The sequence below is a fragment of the Methylobacterium sp. J-118 genome (assembly GCF_057836565.1).
Genome location: NZ_JBYQFA010000001.1, coordinates 5,689,282 through 5,706,808, shown reverse-complemented (window position 1 = coordinate 5,706,808; position 17,527 = coordinate 5,689,282). Strand labels below are relative to the sequence as shown.

The following is a 17,527-nucleotide window of genomic DNA, read 5'->3' as shown; positions in this document are numbered from 1 at the left end:
CCTGTCCCAGGATGCTGTGCAGCGCAGCCGTGCGCAGATGCGGCGGGCGGATTGAGGCTCTACCACTGGTTGCCGCAGCGATGCGGTAGTTGTGTGACTGAAAGCAAACGGCGTGCGAAGGCACACGCCGGTATTTTACAGCCGTCAGAATTTCGGATCTCTATGGGGCCAGCGGAGTTGTGCCGGCGCATCAGGAGTTTCCTGCCGCACCAATCCCGACAGGAGATCGACATGACCAAGATTGCCCTCGTTGCCGCGCTCGTCACGGCTCTGGCGACCCCTGCTTTTGCCCAGGTGATCGAGACCCCGACCAGCACCACCGTCATCGTCCCGCCCGGCGCGCCCGGTGTCGTCACGCGCCAGCCTGGCTCGACCGGTGATTCACCGGCTGCGACCTACTCCCCGACCGGTCGCGCCGCTGATGGCGTCGCCACCGACTCCGCAGCCGCTGGTAACGAAGGCCAGCCCTCGCGTCTCGGCTCGACCGGCAGCGGCGGTGGGAAGTGATCTTATAGCCACAGCTTCGGAACAGGCTCTGCTTCGACGCAAGCCAGTTCGTTCCTGAGACCACGGACCTACTCAGCCCGCCCGGTTCGCCGGCGCGGGTTTTTTCATGCTCGAAGGTTCTGCAGCTTTTCGGAGCGCGCGTGGGCAGCCTCATTGCCAATCGCGCAGGATCTGCGACCCTGTGGGACCGTGCTGGGCGAATCGTCCGGTTCACGAAACGGCTCGATACCGTAGAGGGCGACAACGCGATGGACACGCGTCACCCCACCATCTTTGAGGCGATCGCCGAGGGAGCGCACGCGCGAGCGGTCGGCCTGCCGAAGGATAGCTGCCCCTATCATGCAGATATGCCGGAGCGCCGGGCGTGGATGGACGGTTATGACGGCACACCCAGGGAAGATGGGCCCGACGTACCCATCACTGACGCCTGAGCCTTGCCTGCCGCCGGCAATCTCTTTCAAGACGTCGTGTAACGGAGCGGCGCCCAGATGCAGAAAGCGGATTGAGGCTCTACCGGCGCCGCCCCTTTTCAAGGACGTGGTCCTGCGGCGGGGGCGGCCGATGGCGTCTGCCGACGGGGGTTAGGGCTGCTTGGGCTTCTCGGTGGCCTCGTCAGCAGCCGCTCGGTTGGCAGAATGATCTTGATACTGGTCCGTCTGCACGCCTTTGCTGTCGAGGCCGCGCTCGTCATCGTGCTGAGCCTTGTCGCGGTTGCTCAACACCTCGTTCTCACCGAGCACACCTTCTGGCAGTTCGGTCATCGCGCCAGAGCCAGAACCCTTACCCTGAGCACCGGGGTGCATACCGTGTTTGCCGGCGTTCGCCATCGTAGCGCTCCCGTAACGGAGGGCCTAGCTGAGGCTGACCCTGTTTCTGAACGGGGCCAACCTGTCGCCGTAGAGTCCGTTCCTGCGTCACGCCAACGCGCGGACGCCAGAACCACGACCTCGACCGTGGGCAACCTCCTCAACGACAGCGAGCATGACCACGGGCGGCAGATGGCGAAGGCGAAGTTGCTTCAGCTTCGGCCGGGTTTTGGCGAAGCTGGCCCATAACGCTCTTCCAGCTCGGCCCGACCCGCATCGGTGATCTGGTACTCGGCGCTGTCCTTCTCGGGATCCGCCCGCCCGGTGGCTGCTACGAGGCCGAGCACCTCCAAGCGACGCATGTAGGCGGTCACCGGATAGAAGCGTGCGCCAGTCTCAGAAAGCAGGCGGAGGCGGTACAGGCTGGCAGGCGGGAGCTTGTGCATCGCCAGGCAGTGTACCAATCGACGGCTGCGAGGTCAGGCCCCGCTCAGAGCCTGCACCCGCCCGGCAGCGACGACGAGAGCGAGGGCGGCGAGGGCTGTGCGCATCCCGGCAGGATAGCTGGAGCCAAGACGGTGTCGAGAGCATCAACCTCGACGGTACGATCGAGGCGGATCTAGCACGCCTTACGCTGCCTGCCGAAGGCTTGCCTCGCCGTATGGGACTCAATAGATTCATGGTTCGTTCGCGCGACCTGCACCCATGAGAAACTCGATCAAAGCGGCACTATTCGTGACCGCATTCTCCCCGGCTCTCATCAGCCTCGGCGTCGCACGCATGCTGCCGCCGGGGAATGTATGGGATGGCGCCTACTACATGATTGCTGGTATTATCGGCTGCCTATTTGTGATCTATATCATCGCCACCTTAAGATATTATGGGGAAGAATATAATTTCGAAGCGAAGAAGGTAGAGTCTTATGACTCGCTTATGTTGGGACTTGTCGTGACATATATCTTGCCATTTTTCATCAAAGCTGGCGATATTTCGGTATGGACACTAGGGTCTCTTGTTGTTTTTGCCAGCATTTTTGCATGGTTTACTGACGCGACCGTTCCAAGCCCTGTAATGCGGTTGCTTAGCTATCGATTTTACAAAATCGAATCTGGTAATGGCATGGTCTTCACCTTAATTACAAACAAAGAAATATTAAAACCGCAAGATGTCAAAACGGTAAAGAAGATATCCGGGTCTATGCTTCTTGAGGTCGGGCGATGAATCTATTTGCTTTATCTAAAAATAGCGCTCGAAGGGTAACAAAATTCGAGCTGGCCGGCGATGTCCAAAAAGAACTTCAGAAAATATTCGGCCAACAGGAAGCTGACTTCAGAAGGGCCGCCGCCGAGTCGATTGCTTTCGACGGCAAATATAAGCCAGACGATGGAGAAGTGCTATTTATTGATGATTTCGAAGACCTCGATGAAATGCACGCGGCGATTGCCAGTCCTTTGTCAGTTTTACCTATAAGGCCCGACAGCGCCGATTTTGAGGACATCAAGGCAATTTTCACAGGACGGGTCGAAGGAGCGAATAAGATTATTTTATTTCAAAGCTTTGACAAGCGAAGAGTTCTTTCGAACCGTGGATTTTCATTTTTCCATTCAGCCGACGTGTACAAGAAAGTCGAAGGTATTGGGTTGACCTTGGACGATAAACTATGTGCAATACTTACGAACAAAAAATTGGAATTCTTTAACTTTGCGGTGATCCGTAGAATATTCGATTTGAGCAGATACTATAAGGACGCAACGGATGAAGACCTCAAAAATTTTGCTTCGATTGGCAATGTTAAAGTTGATGACATGCAGGCTCTGATCGAAGCGTCCGATACAGTGATCAGGCGGAAGGTTTCTTTCATCATGCAGAGTGGCATACTTGAAGACGTCCCTCTTGACGAAATAAAACAACATGCAAAGTTTGTTGGAATTGATGTAGTTACAATAGACGTAAATGGAACAACTTCAATCGTTCTGCCGACTGAAAGAGCAAAACTGAAAGCTCTGCTGCGGTTCTTAGACGAGGATTATTTTAAATCATTACTGCGCGGGGAGTACTATTTATCAAATTCAAAACGTTCGTTGAAAAAATAGAACAGACTTGCCGATCGTTGGCCTGATGGTGCGAGCACCCGAGTAATCGGCTGGCCGCTGCAGAGGCTCGGAATGCCACGCCTCTTCCGCTCACCCGCCGGCCTTCCTCAGCCGCACCCCGGGCCCCTCGCCGTTCTCCTCGATGGAGATGACACCCGCGGCTTCGAGGGCGCCCTCAGCCTTCCGGCGATGGCTCGGCACCGGCCGCGCCTGGTTCGGGGGCGGGGCCGGTATCGAGCGTGCCGCTGCTGACCAACGCGTTGGCCCAGGCGCTCGCGATAAGGCGGACTTGCTCGATAGCCTCGGCACGCGTGAACGGTTCATCGCCAGCGTCGGCACCACCATCCGACCAGGCGACGAACCCGGTACGTCGGCCGTTGGCGTCCTCGACGCAGGCGGCGTCGTCAAGGATGCAGATGCGGAGCGGGAGTGTGAGGCCGAGCGTGGGCATGTGAACCATGTAGAGTGCTTGGAGCCGGCTTCGACCGTCCGCCTTCAGCATCTTGCCTACAAGGCGCAGGATGCGGTCAGGTCTCGTCCCCGGTGATGTCATCCTTGAAGCCGTCGAGGCCCTTCAGTGGCACTCCGGTCCTAAACCGGTCGTACTTCCGGCCGATGCGATCAAGGAACGAACCATACGCCATTCTCACGAGATGCCGCTCGTGATCAGCAACGACTCGCAGGAGACGGGCGCGGAACAACTCATCGGGCTCAGGGCAGCTCATGCCCGGTTCAGTAGCGCAACAAGGCCGCTCGCGATAAGCCCGGCGCCCAGCACCTTCAGGGGAGCGTGCTCGACGCCCTCGTTTGTAAGCACATGCGTACCTGCCGCTGCCACGACCGCTACACTCACGATGGTCGCGATCCGGCTCATCCCTCAAGATCCTCGGATGCTGCACGTAGCCCTGGCCGGTAAATCAGTCCGTCACAAGCCGTCCCAGAGCCAAGCCGCTCCGATCATAGCTAAACCGCCGCACAGCAGCGCAACCACGATATAGCGGTGTAGGCGGTCGTAGAGAGGCATCGGCATGGGCGTATGCTCGTAGAAGCGAGCCCAGTGATGCACTTAGCCTACCGCCGGCTGCCAGCGCAAAATTTGAACGTTTGGCCAATTCAGAATTTGCGTGGTCGACAGGCCACAGCGAATCAGGTTCGCCCTAGCCGTGCGTCACGACTTGACTGAGAACCACGACTGCGACAACCGCGATCGCGACTACCGCGGCAATGAGGATTGCACGCATCTGATCGCTCCGCGATCGCCAACGGTAATGATCTTCACTTCAGGTAGCCCTTCGCCTTCAGGTGCTCGGTAAGGAGCTTCTCGACCAGGGAGGTGAGCGAGCGCTGATCTTCTTTGGCGGCGGACTCAGCCGCTTCCTTCAAGGCCGGGTCGATGCGCAGATTGACCTGCGCCGTCTTTTTTCGCTGCTGCATGTGTAGACAGTGTCTTGACGCCGGCCGTGTATAGACACTATACAGACAGCGGCTTGCAGCAGCAAGCGGCCCGCCGAGGTGTTGGAGCACCGCGACGAGCCTGACCATCAACGCACTGGAGCTACGTCAATGGCTACCCACGCCCATAGCACACGCACGCCCTTATTACCTCTGTCCCGCAGTGCCCCGCCCTTATTAGGCCAGGGGCTCGGTAGGCAGCCGGGCCCCGTCACCCAGGCCATCCGCGCCATGCGGGCGGCCGAGCCGCTGCCGCACGCCGATGCCGCGATCGAGGCCATCCGTGAGGGCCTGATCCGCTACTTCGTCGAGGAGGATGGTGTCGACCGCCACCGCGTCCGCGATCTGCGCCGCCGGATCGCCGACCGGATCGAGGCCGACCTCGCTTTATTAGATGTGCTGGACGGTGATTCCGACGCGGAACCCAGCCTCGGCGCGCCGGAGCCGATCACCACCGGCGGCTGGGGGTATGAAGATCGCTGCCGTCATAGCGATCAAGACCATTGGGCCGGCGGCAACTCGGACGATCAGGAGCACGATGCTGGCTCCGATCGCGAGGAGGAGAACGAGCACGGCGGCGACATCCAGGACGAGCCGCACGATGCGCAGCCGGACGACGTGGTGCCTCGGATGCACGGGTATGACCCGCGGGTCGCCGATGGGGCTCGCAAGGCTCGCCGCGAAGCCGAGGCGATGCGCGCTCGCAAGGATCGGGAGGCGCGCGCATGAGCCAGAACCCTGCTTATCGTCCCATGTCCGCGATGGAGGACGACATCCTGGCGGTCGAGCGCTGGGCCGGCGTGCTCAATCACATGGGCACCGGAACGTGCATGATTGACCCGGGTGAAGTCTGGGTCATCAGCAACGTCCGGGCCGAGGTCGGCAAGCGCCTCGATGCCCGATGGAACGAGGCGTTCGACGCTGCAGCGGGGAGGGCACGATGAGCGCTTCCACCCGCCGCGCCGCGCTCGGCGCTATCCTCGCGGCCCCGCTGGCATCCGTGCCGGCGGTCGCCACCCCGACCGTCTCGCCGGGCCTCACTCAGCTGATAGAGGAGCACGACGCTCAACGCGCCGTGATGGACGACCGCCCGGATGATGAATGGCCCACGAAGGACAACAGCTGCCAGAGCGGACGTCTGCGTGCGCTCGTAGCCGGTTTTCCCTCGTCGAGCTGGGCCGACAGTATGGCTAAGGCCGCTTGCCTCGCGCGCATCTGGCCGATCGAGGAGGCCGAAGCGGAGGTACGGTCTCACGCCGATACCGGTTTCGCCTACCTCGAGTGCATCGCGCTCGCCATCGCATGCGAGGTTAATGCGGCACGGGGAGGGCATGCCATGCGCATGATATACGCCTTCCTCGCCCTGGCTCAGATCCGCCTCGCCTTCGCGGAGCACGCTCGCGCCGAAATGCTCGGGCGTCACGCCGATGAGGCGCTTGTCCGGGCCCGTGCCCGCAGGACGAACGCGGCGGCTCTGGCTTGCCGTGCTGGCCAGCCGGATCAGCTGAACCTTTACTGATACCCCGGCTCGGCCGCGGGCGGCCTTTTGCATCAACCTGACGTAAAATCCTCAACTCGGCCGGGCTGATCACGGCGAACGTCGTTTTCGTGGAAATCATCCATGAGAGACTCGCCCCTAAGCCCAATCAATTCAATGGCTTAGGCGCCAAATTGTGGTCTGAGGGAATCACCCCCTCCGAGGCAACCACGCCCGCCCGTCTGCATCGGGGGCGATGCTCAGGGCGAGCGTGGAGGTCGAGAGGAGACCCGACAGGACAGCGTAGCAAAAACTGTGCGTCCACGCCCGCCCGCTGCTTCCGAGAAAGTTGCCGCGGGACGGGCGTGGAGGTCGGCAAGGCGCCCAACGCCGCCGACGCGGCGTCGAAAGCAAAGAGCGTGCGACACTCGGGGTATGCCGGCTATGGATCCGATCAGACAGGAAGGGCTAGTGGCTCGGTGCAATCCAGCTCAGAACCGTCGCGCAGCGCTCGGCCTGAGCCCGCGTCAGGCCGGACGCGACGGCCGCCCCGTTCCGATAGACGCCGAACGAACCGTCACCCGCCACGCGGATCTTAATCGAGGCCATCGTTACGCACTCCACACCCGCCTAGGCGGCGCCGGAGGGTAGCGAATAGGGGACCTCGAAATTGCTGGCTTCCGAGGTTGTCGACAGGTGAATCTGTCGGACACCGCAGCCTAGGAACGCAGCTCGTGCGGACAAAAGGACGCGAAATCGTGTGCATCGGCTGTTACCCGATGCGTTACCCAGAGGCTTTATGGAGAGCCCGAAATCCGAGCTAAGTGTATGGTGCTGCGAGACAGGATTGAACTGTCGACCTCTTCATTACCAATGAAGTGCTCTACCACTGAGCTACCGCAGCAGGTGACCGGAGCGCCCCGCGGGGGGCGTGTCCGTCCGGCCGAATGGGGCCATAACGGATCGCCGCCGCGTTGGCAACGCCGCACGTTCCATCCGGACGTTTTACGTGCGGCAGGCGGCGCGAATGAGGGCGGCGAGACCCGGCTCGGACACCGCCTCGGCCGCGTCCCTGGGCGAGAACCAGCGCAACTCGCGCTGGTTCTCCTCGGGGAAGTGCTTGAGCTGCTTGCGCACCTCCAGCGGAAAGACCTTCACCTGACACAGGACGGGTTCGAGGTTCTTCAGGCGCTTCTGGTAGAGATAATGGCCGATCGGCCGCTTGCCGACCGCCCCGCGCAGCCCGGCCTCCTCGTAGGCCTCCCGGGCCGCGGCCTCGAACGGTTTACGGCCCTTCATCGGCCAGCCCTTGGGGATCACCCAGCGCCGGCTTTCCCGGGACGTCACCAGCAGGATCTTGGGCTTGCCGTCCCGCCCCTGCCGGAACGGCAGGGCGCCGACCTGCCGCCGCGGCTCGCCGTCATCGTCGAGGACCGTCACGGCCGCACCGCGCGACACGAAACGACTCGGGGATCCGGCCGGGCCGGCGGCGTGTCCGAAGCGGGCGGGGGGAGGCGGATGATCGGGTCCTCGAGTCGGCGGCGGCGCGGTGCACAGCCGGGATCACAGTCTCGCGACGGACAGCGCTAGAGGGATGTCTACGGCCCTTATACAACACCTGTACCACCGGCCGTATCCCGGAGCGCCCGCGCAACCGCGACGAAGCCAGTTATCCGGTCCGGAGCACCGCGCGATCGGCGGAGCCGGAGGCCGGCAATGCGACCGCTGCCATCCCGGCCGAGACCGGATCCGTCCCGGCGGTCCTCGGCGCGCCCGTCGTCGGCGCAGCGACGGCGGGGTTCGGTCCCGGCGCGCTCTTTTCGATCGGGACCGGACCGGGTCCGCTCGGTCCGGCCGGGACCAGGACGGGCGCGGCCGGTTCCGATTCCGGCTCGACCGCAGCCGGGGCGGCCAGCGTGTTCGGCGGTTCCCGCCACGCGAAGGCGTCGAGCCGGCCGCTGACCGGCGATACCGGAGCCCAGGTCTCGGAGGCGATCCCGTCGGCGATCCAGACGCGGTCGCGGGGGGCCCGAGCGGCCCGGGCGAGCCACTCGCGGGCCTGGCCCGAGGCGGCGCCGTGCTCGGCCTCCTCGATCGCCGCCATCATCAGGCAGGCGCGGACGGTCGGGCGCTCGGCGAGCAAGGGCTTCACGGCCTCCCGGGCGCGCTTGTAGTCCCGCGCGTCGAGGGCGGCCTGACCCAGGGCGAGACGGGCCTCCGGATCCCAGACGGACAGCTTCGCCAGGACCTCGGCGCGGGCGAGGCGGTCCCGGACGGAGTCGCCCGGGCGCAGGCCGAGATAAACCTTGGCCAGATCGGGATGGGGGTTGGCCTTCCAGGCCGCCTCGACGATGCGCGCGGCCTTCCGGAGGTCGCCGCGACGGGCCAGCAGCCGCCCGGCGATGCAGGCCGCCGGAACCAGATCGGGCGCCAGCTTGATGGCGTGCAGGGCGCGCTCGGCGGCGAGTTCGGGCTCGCCGGCCTCGCGCTCGCCCGCGATCGCCGTCAGGAGGACGGCCCGCTGGCGCCGGGCGCCGGCCTTGTCGATCAGCCCGAGCGAGGAGCGCCGCTCGATGGTCTCCAGGGCGGAGACCCAGTCCCCGTCGGCGCTCTGCGCCTCGAGCAGGGCCTCGTTGGCCCAGGTGACGCTCGGGGCGAGGCGGGCGGCCTCCGCCGCGTAGGCGCGGGCGGCGGTCTCGTCCTCCCGGCGGCGGGCCTCCACGAACAGGCCGCGCAGGCCCAGCACCCGGGTCTCCGGATCGTCGACCATGCGCTGGAAGGCACTCTCGGCGGCATCCCGATCGCCGGAGATCTGCGCCGCCTGCGCCTTGAGCAGGAGGGTCAGCGGCTCGGTGCCGAGGAGCCGCTCGGCATCGCCCGCGAACCGGCGGGCCGCCAGGGGGTCGCCCGAGCCCACCGCCACCATGCCCCGGGACAGGGCCGAGAGGCCCTTGGCCCGGCGCCGCTCGGCGGAGCCGCGGACCAGGTATTCGGGCAGGCCGATGACGCCGCGCACGATCGCCCAGAGCAGCCCCAGGACGACGGCCGCGACGATCACGCCGACGAGGGCGAGCGCGAGGCTGGTGCCGATCTGGTACCCGTCCCACACGATGGTGACGGTGCCAGGCCTGTCGGCGATCCAGACCGCCCCGAAGGCGGCGAGTGCGAGCAGGGCCAGGAAGGCGAGGGCGCGCCACATGGGATCAGTGTCTCCTGTCGACGGCCGCGCGGCGACGGTCGCTGTGTGCGGGAGGGGCGGAGCGCCTGCACGCCCGCCCGGAAAGGTTGCGGCCGCGCAGGGCGCGGATCGCGGCGATCACCGTCCTAGCGGCCGGGGGACGCGGCGGGGGCGGATTCGGGGGCGGACGCGGTGCCGGTCGGGAGGGCCTTGAAGGCAGTTCCGAGCAGCGTCCGCGCGGCCTCCTCGGCCTCGGCCCGCGCCTTGAGCTTGGCGCCGAAATCGCCGGCCTCGTCCCGCGCCTCGGGCGGGAGCGCCGCGAAGGCCGTGGCGGCGGCGGGCAGGTCGCCTTGATCCAAGGCCGCCTGGACCTTGCCCTCGGGCTGATCGGCGGCCTCCGGGGCCGGGGCATCGGCCTTGCGCACCTGCACGAGGCCGTCGGCCATGCTCAGGAGCTTGGCGCGGAAGTCGCCTGTCCCGGCGGCGGTCTTGACCCGCTGCGCCCGCCGCTTCGCGGCGATCCGCTCGGCGATGGGCCGGAACGCGTCGGCGAGTTGAGCCGCCGTGGGGGCGCCCGCCTCCGCGAAGGGCGCCAGCGCCTTGGCCTGCGCCTCGGTGGCCGGATCGAGCTTGCGCAGGGTCGCGAGAGGCTCCGCATACGAAGACCCGGATTCCAGGGCCGCGGCCACGCGGTCGGCGACGACCACCCGCAGGGCCGCCTGGACGGTGGCCGCCTCCGCGCGCTGCGCCACGCTCTTGTCCAGGGCAGCGATCTTGTCGGCCTGCTCCTGAAGGCGCCGGTCGACCGCCTTCGTGGCCTCCGCGGCCTGGGTCTGCCCCGCCTCGGCGGCGGTGCGGCTCGCCTGGGTGGCCGCCTGGACCGCCTCCGTAGCGGCCTTCACCCGCGCGTCGAGCGCCTGCTGGAGCGTGTCGAGGCGCTGGCCGAGGGCCGCATCGGCATCGGCGTTCGCCTTGGTCCTCTGCTCCACCTCACCCTGAAGCGCGGCGATCTTTTTGGACGCCTCCTCGGCCGCGCCCGGCTTGGCGCCGTCCGCTTCCAGCGCCTTCAGCCGCGCATCGAGATCCGTGAACTGCTTTCCGTTGTCCTGGACCGCGTTGAGCTTGGACTCCGCCGGCTGGTCCCGACCGGGCTCCTCCTGGAGGGCGGCCACGCGCTGATCGAGGCTGTCGAGCCGCGCCGCCAGATCGGCGGGCACGGCCGGCGCCTGTGCGGCGACGGATCCGTTCGCCGCGGCCGCCGCCGGTGCGCTGGCGGCCTTGTCCAGGGCCTGCTTGGCGGACGATTCGGCGGTGGCGACCCGCTTGTCGAGGGCAGCCAGGGCGTCCCGGGGCGCGAGCCCGTCGAGGCGGGTGCCGAGGGCGGCGATCTGACCCGAGAGCTTCTGATCGAGGGCGTTCAGGCGCGGGTCCGGGCCGAGACCGGCCGTCTCGGCCGCGAACAACAGGCCGGCCCCGATCACGCCGCCGAGCAAACCCGCGGTGGCGAGGGAGCCGAAGCCGGCGCGCGACCGGGCAGCCGGCGCCGCGGCGGCGGACGCGGCGCCGCCGGGAGCCACCCCCGGGATCGGCCCCTTCGGCGGCTCCTTCGCGGACTCCCGTGACGGCTCCTTCGACGCCTCCTTGCCGGGGGGCGGCGGATCGGGGATGCGCTTGGCCTTCATGTCGATGATCGGCCCGGACGTCACCGCGCCGGCCGCGACCGTGCCCGCGGCACCCGAGGCGGATGCGCCCGGACGCGGGCCGGAACCCGGCTGCGGGCCCGCCCCCGGCTGGCCGGGCTTCGGCGGCTCGCTCCGCGCGGGATCGGGTCTACCGGGCTCGACGCGCCCGCCGGCCGTGGCCGTCGACGCCCCCGCCTTCGCGGCGTCCGGGCCCGACGCCGCGAAGGCCCCCGACTTCGGTGGCTCGGCCTTGTCGGTCTCGGGCTTCGATGACGTATCCCTGGAATCCGCGGCCTTGGCGGCCTCCGACGTCAAAACGTCGGGCTTGGCGGCGTTCGGCTGCGCGGCCGGGCCGACCGACGGCTTCGGGCCGTCCGCCGCGGAGCCGGTCTTGCCCGTTTCGGGCTTCGTGTCGATCGCGCCGGGCTTGGCGGCCACGACCGGCTCGGTCGCCGGCTTCGGCGGCACAACGGTTGTCTGCGGCGGCACAACGGCCGTCTGCGGCGGCTTGGCGGCCCCGGACGATCCCGGCAGGCCCGGCTTCGGGCCTCCGGTCACGCCGGCCGGCGCGGCGGACGCGCGGGTCTCCGCCCCGGACGGATTGGGCTGCCCGGGTCTGGCGGGCGCGGGATCGGGCCTGCGGCCACCGGATCCGGGCTTGTCGGCGTCGCTGGGTGGTGGCGTCACGGGCAAGTCCTCCAACTCTTCGGCGTCGCCGCGCCCCCCTAGCACCGCCACGGCCCCGGGCGCGAGGGCGAGATACGGCGGCCGGGCCTCCCTGTCACCGCACGCCTAGCCGGGCGCGGGCGTGAGAGCATCCAGCAGGTCCACGTCCCGCGGACGCACCGCGACGAAATGGACCGGAACACCTGCCGCTTCCAGGGGTGCGGCGACATCCGCCGACAGGCAGTAATGCCTCAACCGGCGGAAAGCTCCGCCCAGGCCCGCGCCTTCCGCCAGCGCGAGGGCGACCGCGGCGCTGCGCCGGGAATAATGGAGGGCGGCGTCGAGGGCGCCGCCGCCCAAGGCACTGCCGACGGAATCCGGCAGGCTGCGCAAAGCCTCCGCCGTATAGGCCACATAGGTCGCGACCCAGAAGCCCGCCGCCGCCAGCGTCGCCCCCGGCTCGGGCTTGCGCTCGGCCCCGGCCGCGTGGAGCAGGCGCGCCCCCGGCGCGAGCGTGCCGGCCACCAGGGCGGCGAGGCCGCCGGCATCCCCCGGGCCCTCCCGCACGGGGCCGAGGCCGGCGCGCTCCGCCAGCGCGGCCGTCCGGGGGCCCACCGCGAAGACCGGCAGGCCCCGCGGGACCGCGGCGTCCCGCAGGATCGGTACCGCGTTGGCGCTGGTCAGCAGCAGCGCGTCGAACGTCCCGTCCGGCGGTACCGCCCCGGTCGGCCGCACCACCAGGACCGGGGCCACCAGTGGAACGTGGCCCCGCGCCGTCAGCGCCGCGCCGGTCCGGGCCGCCCCGGGCTCGGGCCGCGCCACCCAGACGCGCATGCCCTAGCCTTCCAGGGTCAGTCGGACGCCGTGGCGTGCCGTGGCGCCCGGGGCGAGCAGGCGCTGCGAATCGCGCTCGGCGAGGGTGCCGGAAAAATCCGCCCAGTCGGCGTAGCCGGTCCAGCATTCGAGGGAGAGGAACGGCGCCGTGGGCTTGGTCCAGACGGCGAGATGGGGAAAATCCGCCATCTCCATGCGGATCGCCCGTCCGGGTCCGGCGAAGCGCATCCAGCGGCTCTTCGCATTCCGGAGCACGAAGGCCTCGGTGAAGAGCGCCGGATCGAGGGGCAGCGCCGCGCCCGCGAGGGGGATCGGCTGTTCGTCGCGCAGCAGCAGCCCGCCGGGACCGACCTGCGGGGCGAAGGGCCGCTCCGGGTGCTCGAACGCCACCGCGTAGCCGCCGTCCCGGGCCCGCTCGCCGCCCGCGAAGGGCCAGGGGAAGGCCGGATGGAAGCCCAGCGCGTAGGGCAGGGGGACATCGCCGGGATTGGTGACGGTCACGTCGAGATCGAGACCCGCCGGGCGCACCCGGGCGGCCACATCCAACCGGAAGGCGAAGGGGTAGTGCACCCGGGTCTCGGGTCCGTCGGTCAGGCGCAGGGTCACCGCCTCCGCGCTCCGGTCCAGCACCGTGAAGGGCAGGTCCCGGGCGAAGCCGTGCTGGCCCATCGGGTAGCTCTCGGACCCGACCGTCACCTGACCGCCGGCCGAGGCGCCGACTACCGGGAAGAGCCAGGGCGCGTGGCGGTTCCAGTGCGCCGGGTCGCCGCTCCAGAGATACTCGGTCCCGCCGACCCGCCAGGAGACGGGCTCGGCGCCGTGGGTGGCGAGCGCGGCGGTGGTGCCGTCCGCTGCGGTCAGCGCGATGCGCGTCGTCACGGTGGTCTCCCGGTCATCTGTCGCAGCAGGCGAGGTAACGGAAGCGGGCGGCCGCGCAAGGGGTGTCGACCGGGACGGTCCTCCTGTCGCGAACGGCTTCCGGCAGCGGACGGCTTTGCTAAGATCGCTCGTCTCGGCCGCACCGGTGCGTGAGTCACGCAGACCAGAGGGTATCGTGTTCCTGCGTCATGTCCCGGAACCACACGCGCCGGCGGGTCATCTGGAACAGGCGTGGCCATCCGGTCCCTTATGTCAGCGAGACGCTCGGGCTTCCGGAGGAGGATGTGAGCGCCGCGATTCATTCGATCAAGGCGGCGGCTCGGCTCAGGGGCGCAGATAACGTCATCATCTACGACAACGGAGACGTGACCGATTCACGCGGCGAGGATATCGGCAACATCTATGACGAAGACTGACCCGTCGTCCGCCCTGAAGGCCTTCGCGACCCTCCGATTCGAGGGCGACCGCCTCGACGCGTCCACCCTGTCCAGCCTCCTGCGCGTCACGCCGACGCTCGCCTACGGACAGGGCGAGACCTACAGGCTCGGCAAGCGCGGCTTGGAGAAGGTCGGAGGCACCGGGTACTGGCTGCTGAGCTCGAAGGATCACGTCGAGACGCCCAAGCTGGCCGATCATACCGCATTCATCGTGGATGTTCTGACCCACGACGCGTCCCGTGCAGATCAGGATCGGAGGTTCGATCGCCTGAAGCGTCTTGTCGATGCGGATGGCCTTTCGACTCTGGTCACGCTGTTCTGGTTCGGCGGAGCCGGCGCGCAGCCCCCTGCCGTGAACCCGCGACTGAAGAACCTGATCGGCCGGCTGCAGGGTACGATCGAGACCGATTTCGCCACCAAGGGGGGCGATCCGAAACGGATCGATGGTCAGGCGGCCTGAGCAGCTGGAGTCGCCTCACCGTCAGGCGATATCACCGGCGTGGACTGAGACCGATCCGCCTCCTCACGCCGCCGTGCCGAGCCCCGGCAGCACTGTCCCGGGCGCCCCGGAGGCCACGAGCCGCCCCGCCTCCAGCACGTGGACCGCGTCGGCGCCCTCGAGGGTCGAGAGGCGGTGGGCGATCAGGATCAGCGTCCGCCGCCCCGAGAGCGCCCGGAGCGCCCGCATCACCGCCCCTTGCGTCTCCTCATCGAGGGCGGAGGTCGCCTCGTCGAACACGATCACGTCGGGGTCGTGGTAGAGCGCCCGGGCGATGCCGATGCGCTGGCGCTGGCCGCCCGAGAGCCGGGCCCCGCGCTCGCCGACCCGCTCCCCGTAGCCGTGCGGCAGGGCCGAGACGAAGTCGTGGGCGCCCGCCAGCCGCGCCGCCCGCTCGACGGCGGCGGGATCCGGCGTGTCGAGGCCCAGCGCGATGTTCTCGGCGACCGTGCCGTCCACCAGGAACACGTCCTGCGGCACGTAGCCGATGCGGTTCTGCCACGCGGGCAGGGTGCCGGGATCGAGGGGGCGCCCGTCGATGGTGATCCGCCCGGCGCCCGGGCTCAGCACCCCGAGGAGCAGACCGGCCAGGGTCGACTTGCCCGAGCCGGTCCGCCCGGCGAGGCCGATCGTGGCGTTGACCGGGATCGTCAGGTCGATGCCGGCGAGCGCCGGCCGGCCGGTGCCGTAATCGAAGCCGATCCCTTCGAGCCGGATCTCCCGGGAGAACGGCAGCCGCTCCGCGGTGCGGGGCGGGGGCGCCCGCTCGTCGGCGAGTTCGTCGACGATCACCCGCACCGCCGGCAGGGTGAAGCGCAGCAGCGCCACCGAGGTGAAGATGTTCTGGAAGGCCGGCAGCATCCGGTAGCCCGCGAAGGCGAACAGGCCGAGCAGCGGCAGGATCCCGGCCACCTCCAGGCCCTGAGCCAGGGCGAACAGCACCACCACGATCACCCCGCCGAAGGCCAGCGCCTCGATGACGAAGCGCGGCATCTGGCCGGTGAGCAGGCTGGCCGCGGTGGCGAGGGCGTAGGCGCGGGCCGGGGCGTCGAACCGGGCCGCGAAGGCCTCTGCCCGGCCGTAGAGCTTGAGCTCCATGAGCGCCCCGAAGGTCTCCTGCACGATCCGGAAGCGCGCCTCGTTGTCGGCCACCGACCGGCTGCCCAGCCGGGCGAGCCGGGCGCGCATCACGAGATAGATCCCGACATAGAGCCCCCCGAAGCCGCCGCCGAGGATCAGCGCGAGCTGCGGCGCGTAGGCCAGCAGGAAGGCGATCACCGCGAGCGCAGAGCTCGCCCGGGAGGCCAGCACGGTGGCAGGCGTCAGGGCGCCGACCACCAGCCGGTCGGTCTCGGACAGCACGTTCTTGGCGAGTTCGGCGCTGTTGGCCTGCGCGAAGAAGAGCCGCTCCCGGTCGAGGTAGCGGAACAGCAGGCGCCGGCTGAAGCCGTAGCCCGCCAGATGCGTGAACCGGAGTTGCGCGTAGGTCAGCCCGGCATTGGCCAGCGCGGTCACCAGGATCGCCGCCAGCGCCGCGCCGCCAGTCACCAGCAGGAAGCCGCGCTCATCGGTCAGGCCGAGGATGGACCGGGCCTGGGCGAGGTAGGGGATGCGGGCCGCCGCCGCGGGGTCGCCGACCAGCGTCAGGAATGGGATCACCGAGGCGACGCCCACCACCTCCAGCAGGGCCGCCCCGGCGAGGCCGAGGGCGATCAGCGCGAGGCGCCGCCGGTCGGGCGCCCGCAGGGCGCGGACGAGGTCGATCAGCGCGCGCATGGCGTCGGCGGGGTCGGCGGGGCGTCTCGCATGGCCGGGCCGGGCTTAAGCGCGCCGCCCCGGCCTGTCCACGCCGGGCTCAGTCGAGCTTCTTCAGGGATCCGAGGTCGACGTCGCCGTTCTGGCTGGTGAAGGTCAGCGACTTCGTGGCCCCGTCGGCCTGGGCGACGCCGCCGATCCGATGGTCGCCGCTATCGTAGGTCGAGACCTGCCCGTCGCGCTCGATCACCAGGCGGTGCTTGTCCGGAAAGAAGGCGTATTTCATCCCGTTCTGGGAGCCGCTGGTCGACGGATCGCCGAGATCCTTGGGCCAGAACGGCTCCATGCCCTTCATCGGCTTCATGGGTTCCATGGGCTTCATCGGTTCCATCGGCTTCATCGGTTCCACGGAGCGCCTCCTGTCCGGGTGAGAGACAGGAGGACGCGGCAGGGGGAAAACGGTTGCATCGATCCCCTGCAACCGGCCCAGGGCTCAGGGCCGCGCGCCCGGGACCGGCCGCTCGCGGACCTGTCCGTCGAAGCCGACATGGAGCTGGTGCTCGCCCCCGTCCCGGTCCTTGGCGGCGACCTCCAGGTGGCGCGGGCCGCGGCCGGTGACGCGCACGTCGCTGTAGCCGGCCGCCTGCACCGTGGCCGTCAGGGCGGCGACATCGGGTTTCGGCCCGAGGCCGATCCGATCCTTGGCCCAGTCGAGGCTGCCCGTCGGCGGCCCGCCGGCCGGACCGAGCAGGACCTTGCGCCCGTCGCCGTGGGTGAGGACGCTGGCGTGCAGGAAGCCCTGCTCGAACCGGCCCTGGACGGTCACGGCCTCGCCCTTGGCGACGAGGCCGCCGCCCTCGCCGGCACGGCCGGTCTCGACCAGCGCCCGGCCGGTCCCGTCCTGGACCACGAACTTGTTGCCGAAGATCTCGGCGACTGCGCCCTTGACGGCAATGGCTCCGGAGGGGGCCAGCGCCTGGATCGCCACCGGTTCCACGGGTGTCGGCTGGAAGGTCGTCCCCTGCGCCAGGGACAGGCCCAGGGCGCCGAGCACCAGGGGCGCCGCGACGGCGCCCACCACCCAGGTCCGCCGGGGGATCGCGCTCCGGCCGCGGGGTTCGGTACCGGCGGCGGGCCCGCGGATCTCCCGGGCGGTGCCGTCGATGGTTGTCTCGTCGCTCATCTCTCGTCCTCTCGATGGGTCCGGATCCGTTCGATCCGTGGCCCCTTCGTAAGGGGGCGGCTCCAATCCGGTCTGAACC

The 17,527-nt window shown here is 68.4% G+C and carries 22 protein-coding genes, 1 tRNA gene and 1 pseudogene; 9 read left to right on the top strand and 15 right to left on the bottom strand.

Annotation, left to right across the window (positions count from 1 at the left end; genetic code table 11):
* Positions 1-231: 231 nt before the first annotated feature.
* Both AC3IF3_RS27850 and AC3IF3_RS27845 read left to right on the top strand, forming a co-directional pair.
* Entirely contained in the window at positions 232-507 is a 276-nt protein-coding gene (locus tag AC3IF3_RS27850; RefSeq protein WP_243973963.1) for a hypothetical protein, read from the top strand.
* 140 nt (positions 508-647) lie between these two features.
* A complete protein-coding gene (locus AC3IF3_RS27845) occupies positions 648-938 on the top strand; it encodes a ribosome modulation factor (RefSeq protein WP_489231117.1) in 291 nt (96 codons plus the stop codon).
* A gap of 150 nt (positions 939-1,088) precedes the next feature.
* On the opposite strand, the gene AC3IF3_RS27840 is transcribed toward AC3IF3_RS27845, so the two are convergent.
* The gene (locus AC3IF3_RS27840) at positions 1,089-1,334 is read right to left on the bottom strand and encodes a hypothetical protein (protein WP_489231116.1); all 246 of its coding nucleotides are present in this window, start codon (positions 1,332-1,334) and stop codon (positions 1,089-1,091) included.
* A 191-nt stretch (positions 1,335-1,525) separates the two neighbouring features.
* The gene (locus AC3IF3_RS27835; RefSeq protein WP_489231115.1) at positions 1,526-1,675 is read right to left on the bottom strand and encodes a hypothetical protein; all 150 of its coding nucleotides are present in this window, start codon (positions 1,673-1,675) and stop codon (positions 1,526-1,528) included.
* Positions 1,676-2,018: 343 nt separating this feature from the next.
* Between AC3IF3_RS27835 and AC3IF3_RS27830 the strand changes: the two genes are divergently transcribed.
* A complete protein-coding gene (locus tag AC3IF3_RS27830; protein WP_489231114.1) occupies positions 2,019-2,534 on the top strand; it encodes a hypothetical protein in 516 nt (171 codons plus the stop codon).
* A complete protein-coding gene (locus AC3IF3_RS27825; RefSeq protein WP_489231113.1) occupies positions 2,531-3,406 on the top strand; it encodes a Kiwa anti-phage protein KwaB-like domain-containing protein in 876 nt (291 codons plus the stop codon). Before AC3IF3_RS27830 ends, AC3IF3_RS27825 begins: the two co-directional genes overlap by 4 nt.
* A 90-nt stretch (positions 3,407-3,496) precedes the next feature.
* On the opposite strand, the pseudogene AC3IF3_RS27820 reads toward AC3IF3_RS27825, so the two are convergent.
* From AC3IF3_RS27820 to AC3IF3_RS27810, 3 genes and pseudogenes are all read right to left on the bottom strand, one after another.
* A pseudogene (locus AC3IF3_RS27820) lies at positions 3,497-3,577 on the bottom strand (transcriptional regulator); the annotation flags it as partial.
* Positions 3,578-3,581: 4 nt separating this feature from the next.
* Entirely contained in the window at positions 3,582-3,908 is a 327-nt protein-coding gene (locus tag AC3IF3_RS27815) for a hypothetical protein (protein ID WP_489231112.1), read from the bottom strand.
* A 773-nt stretch (positions 3,909-4,681) separates the two neighbouring features.
* On the bottom strand, positions 4,682-4,840 hold the full coding sequence (locus AC3IF3_RS27810; protein ID WP_243961740.1) for a type II toxin-antitoxin system antitoxin: 159 nt from the start codon (positions 4,838-4,840) through the stop codon (positions 4,682-4,684).
* Between the two features lie 249 nt (positions 4,841-5,089).
* On the opposite strand from AC3IF3_RS27810, the gene AC3IF3_RS27805 reads away from it, so the two are divergent.
* From AC3IF3_RS27805 to AC3IF3_RS27795, 3 genes are read left to right on the top strand one after another with little or no spacing between them, the layout of a single operon-like run.
* The gene (locus tag AC3IF3_RS27805; protein ID WP_489231111.1) at positions 5,090-5,587 is read left to right on the top strand and encodes a hypothetical protein; all 498 of its coding nucleotides are present in this window, start codon (positions 5,090-5,092) and stop codon (positions 5,585-5,587) included.
* Complete coding sequence (locus AC3IF3_RS27800; RefSeq protein WP_489231110.1) at positions 5,584-5,802, top strand: hypothetical protein; 219 nt, start codon at positions 5,584-5,586, stop codon at positions 5,800-5,802. The genes AC3IF3_RS27805 and AC3IF3_RS27800 overlap by 4 nt, the downstream gene beginning before the upstream one ends.
* A complete protein-coding gene (locus AC3IF3_RS27795) occupies positions 5,799-6,377 on the top strand; it encodes a hypothetical protein (protein ID WP_489231109.1) in 579 nt (192 codons plus the stop codon). The genes AC3IF3_RS27800 and AC3IF3_RS27795 overlap by 4 nt, the downstream gene beginning before the upstream one ends.
* A 426-nt stretch (positions 6,378-6,803) precedes the next feature.
* Here AC3IF3_RS27795 and AC3IF3_RS27790 read toward each other — a convergent pair whose 3' ends face one another.
* The 7 genes from AC3IF3_RS27790 to AC3IF3_RS27760 all read right to left on the bottom strand — a co-directional run bounded on the left by AC3IF3_RS27790 (position 6,804) and on the right by AC3IF3_RS27760 (position 13,574).
* Positions 6,804-6,944, bottom strand: coding sequence for a hypothetical protein (locus tag AC3IF3_RS27790; protein ID WP_243965126.1), 141 nt, complete (start codon positions 6,942-6,944; stop codon positions 6,804-6,806).
* Positions 6,945-7,164: 220 nt separating this feature from the next.
* Positions 7,165-7,239, bottom strand: a tRNA-Thr gene (locus tag AC3IF3_RS27785).
* Positions 7,240-7,340: 101 nt separating this feature from the next.
* Positions 7,341-7,775 carry an NUDIX hydrolase gene (locus AC3IF3_RS27780; RefSeq protein WP_243965130.1) on the bottom strand — a complete coding sequence of 145 codons (435 nt, stop codon included), beginning with the start codon at positions 7,773-7,775 and terminating at the stop codon, positions 7,341-7,343.
* A gap of 229 nt (positions 7,776-8,004) precedes the next feature.
* Entirely contained in the window at positions 8,005-9,534 is a 1,530-nt protein-coding gene (locus AC3IF3_RS27775) for a heme biosynthesis protein HemY (protein WP_243965124.1), read from the bottom strand.
* A 125-nt stretch (positions 9,535-9,659) separates the two neighbouring features.
* Entirely contained in the window at positions 9,660-11,882 is a 2,223-nt protein-coding gene (locus AC3IF3_RS27770) for a translation initiation factor 2 (RefSeq protein WP_489231108.1), read from the bottom strand.
* A 105-nt stretch (positions 11,883-11,987) separates the two neighbouring features.
* On the bottom strand, positions 11,988-12,695 hold the full coding sequence (locus tag AC3IF3_RS27765) for a uroporphyrinogen-III synthase (protein WP_489231107.1): 708 nt from the start codon (positions 12,693-12,695) through the stop codon (positions 11,988-11,990).
* A 3-nt stretch (positions 12,696-12,698) separates the two neighbouring features.
* A complete protein-coding gene (locus tag AC3IF3_RS27760; protein ID WP_489231106.1) occupies positions 12,699-13,574 on the bottom strand; it encodes an aldose 1-epimerase family protein in 876 nt (291 codons plus the stop codon).
* Between the two features lie 284 nt (positions 13,575-13,858).
* Here AC3IF3_RS27760 and AC3IF3_RS27755 point away from each other — a divergent pair, with 284 nt between their 5' ends.
* Positions 13,859-13,990, top strand: a complete 132-nt coding sequence (locus AC3IF3_RS27755) for a hypothetical protein (protein WP_489231105.1) — start codon at positions 13,859-13,861, stop codon at positions 13,988-13,990.
* Positions 13,977-14,471: a DUF4279 domain-containing protein gene (locus AC3IF3_RS27750; RefSeq protein WP_489231104.1), complete on the top strand. Its 495-nt coding sequence runs from the start codon at positions 13,977-13,979 to the stop codon at positions 14,469-14,471. Before AC3IF3_RS27755 ends, AC3IF3_RS27750 begins: the two co-directional genes overlap by 14 nt.
* Positions 14,472-14,534: 63 nt before the next feature.
* On the opposite strand, the gene AC3IF3_RS27745 is transcribed toward AC3IF3_RS27750, so the two are convergent.
* The 3 genes from AC3IF3_RS27745 to AC3IF3_RS27735 all read right to left on the bottom strand — a co-directional run bounded on the left by AC3IF3_RS27745 (position 14,535) and on the right by AC3IF3_RS27735 (position 17,448).
* On the bottom strand, positions 14,535-16,286 hold the full coding sequence (locus tag AC3IF3_RS27745) for an ABC transporter ATP-binding protein (protein WP_489231103.1): 1,752 nt from the start codon (positions 16,284-16,286) through the stop codon (positions 14,535-14,537).
* 79 nt (positions 16,287-16,365) lie between these two features.
* On the bottom strand, positions 16,366-16,665 hold the full coding sequence (locus tag AC3IF3_RS27740) for a hypothetical protein (protein WP_489231381.1): 300 nt from the start codon (positions 16,663-16,665) through the stop codon (positions 16,366-16,368).
* Between the two features lie 93 nt (positions 16,666-16,758).
* Positions 16,759-17,448, bottom strand: a complete 690-nt coding sequence (locus tag AC3IF3_RS27735) for a DNA-binding protein (protein WP_489231102.1) — start codon at positions 17,446-17,448, stop codon at positions 16,759-16,761.
* Positions 17,449-17,527 lie beyond the last annotated feature (79 nt).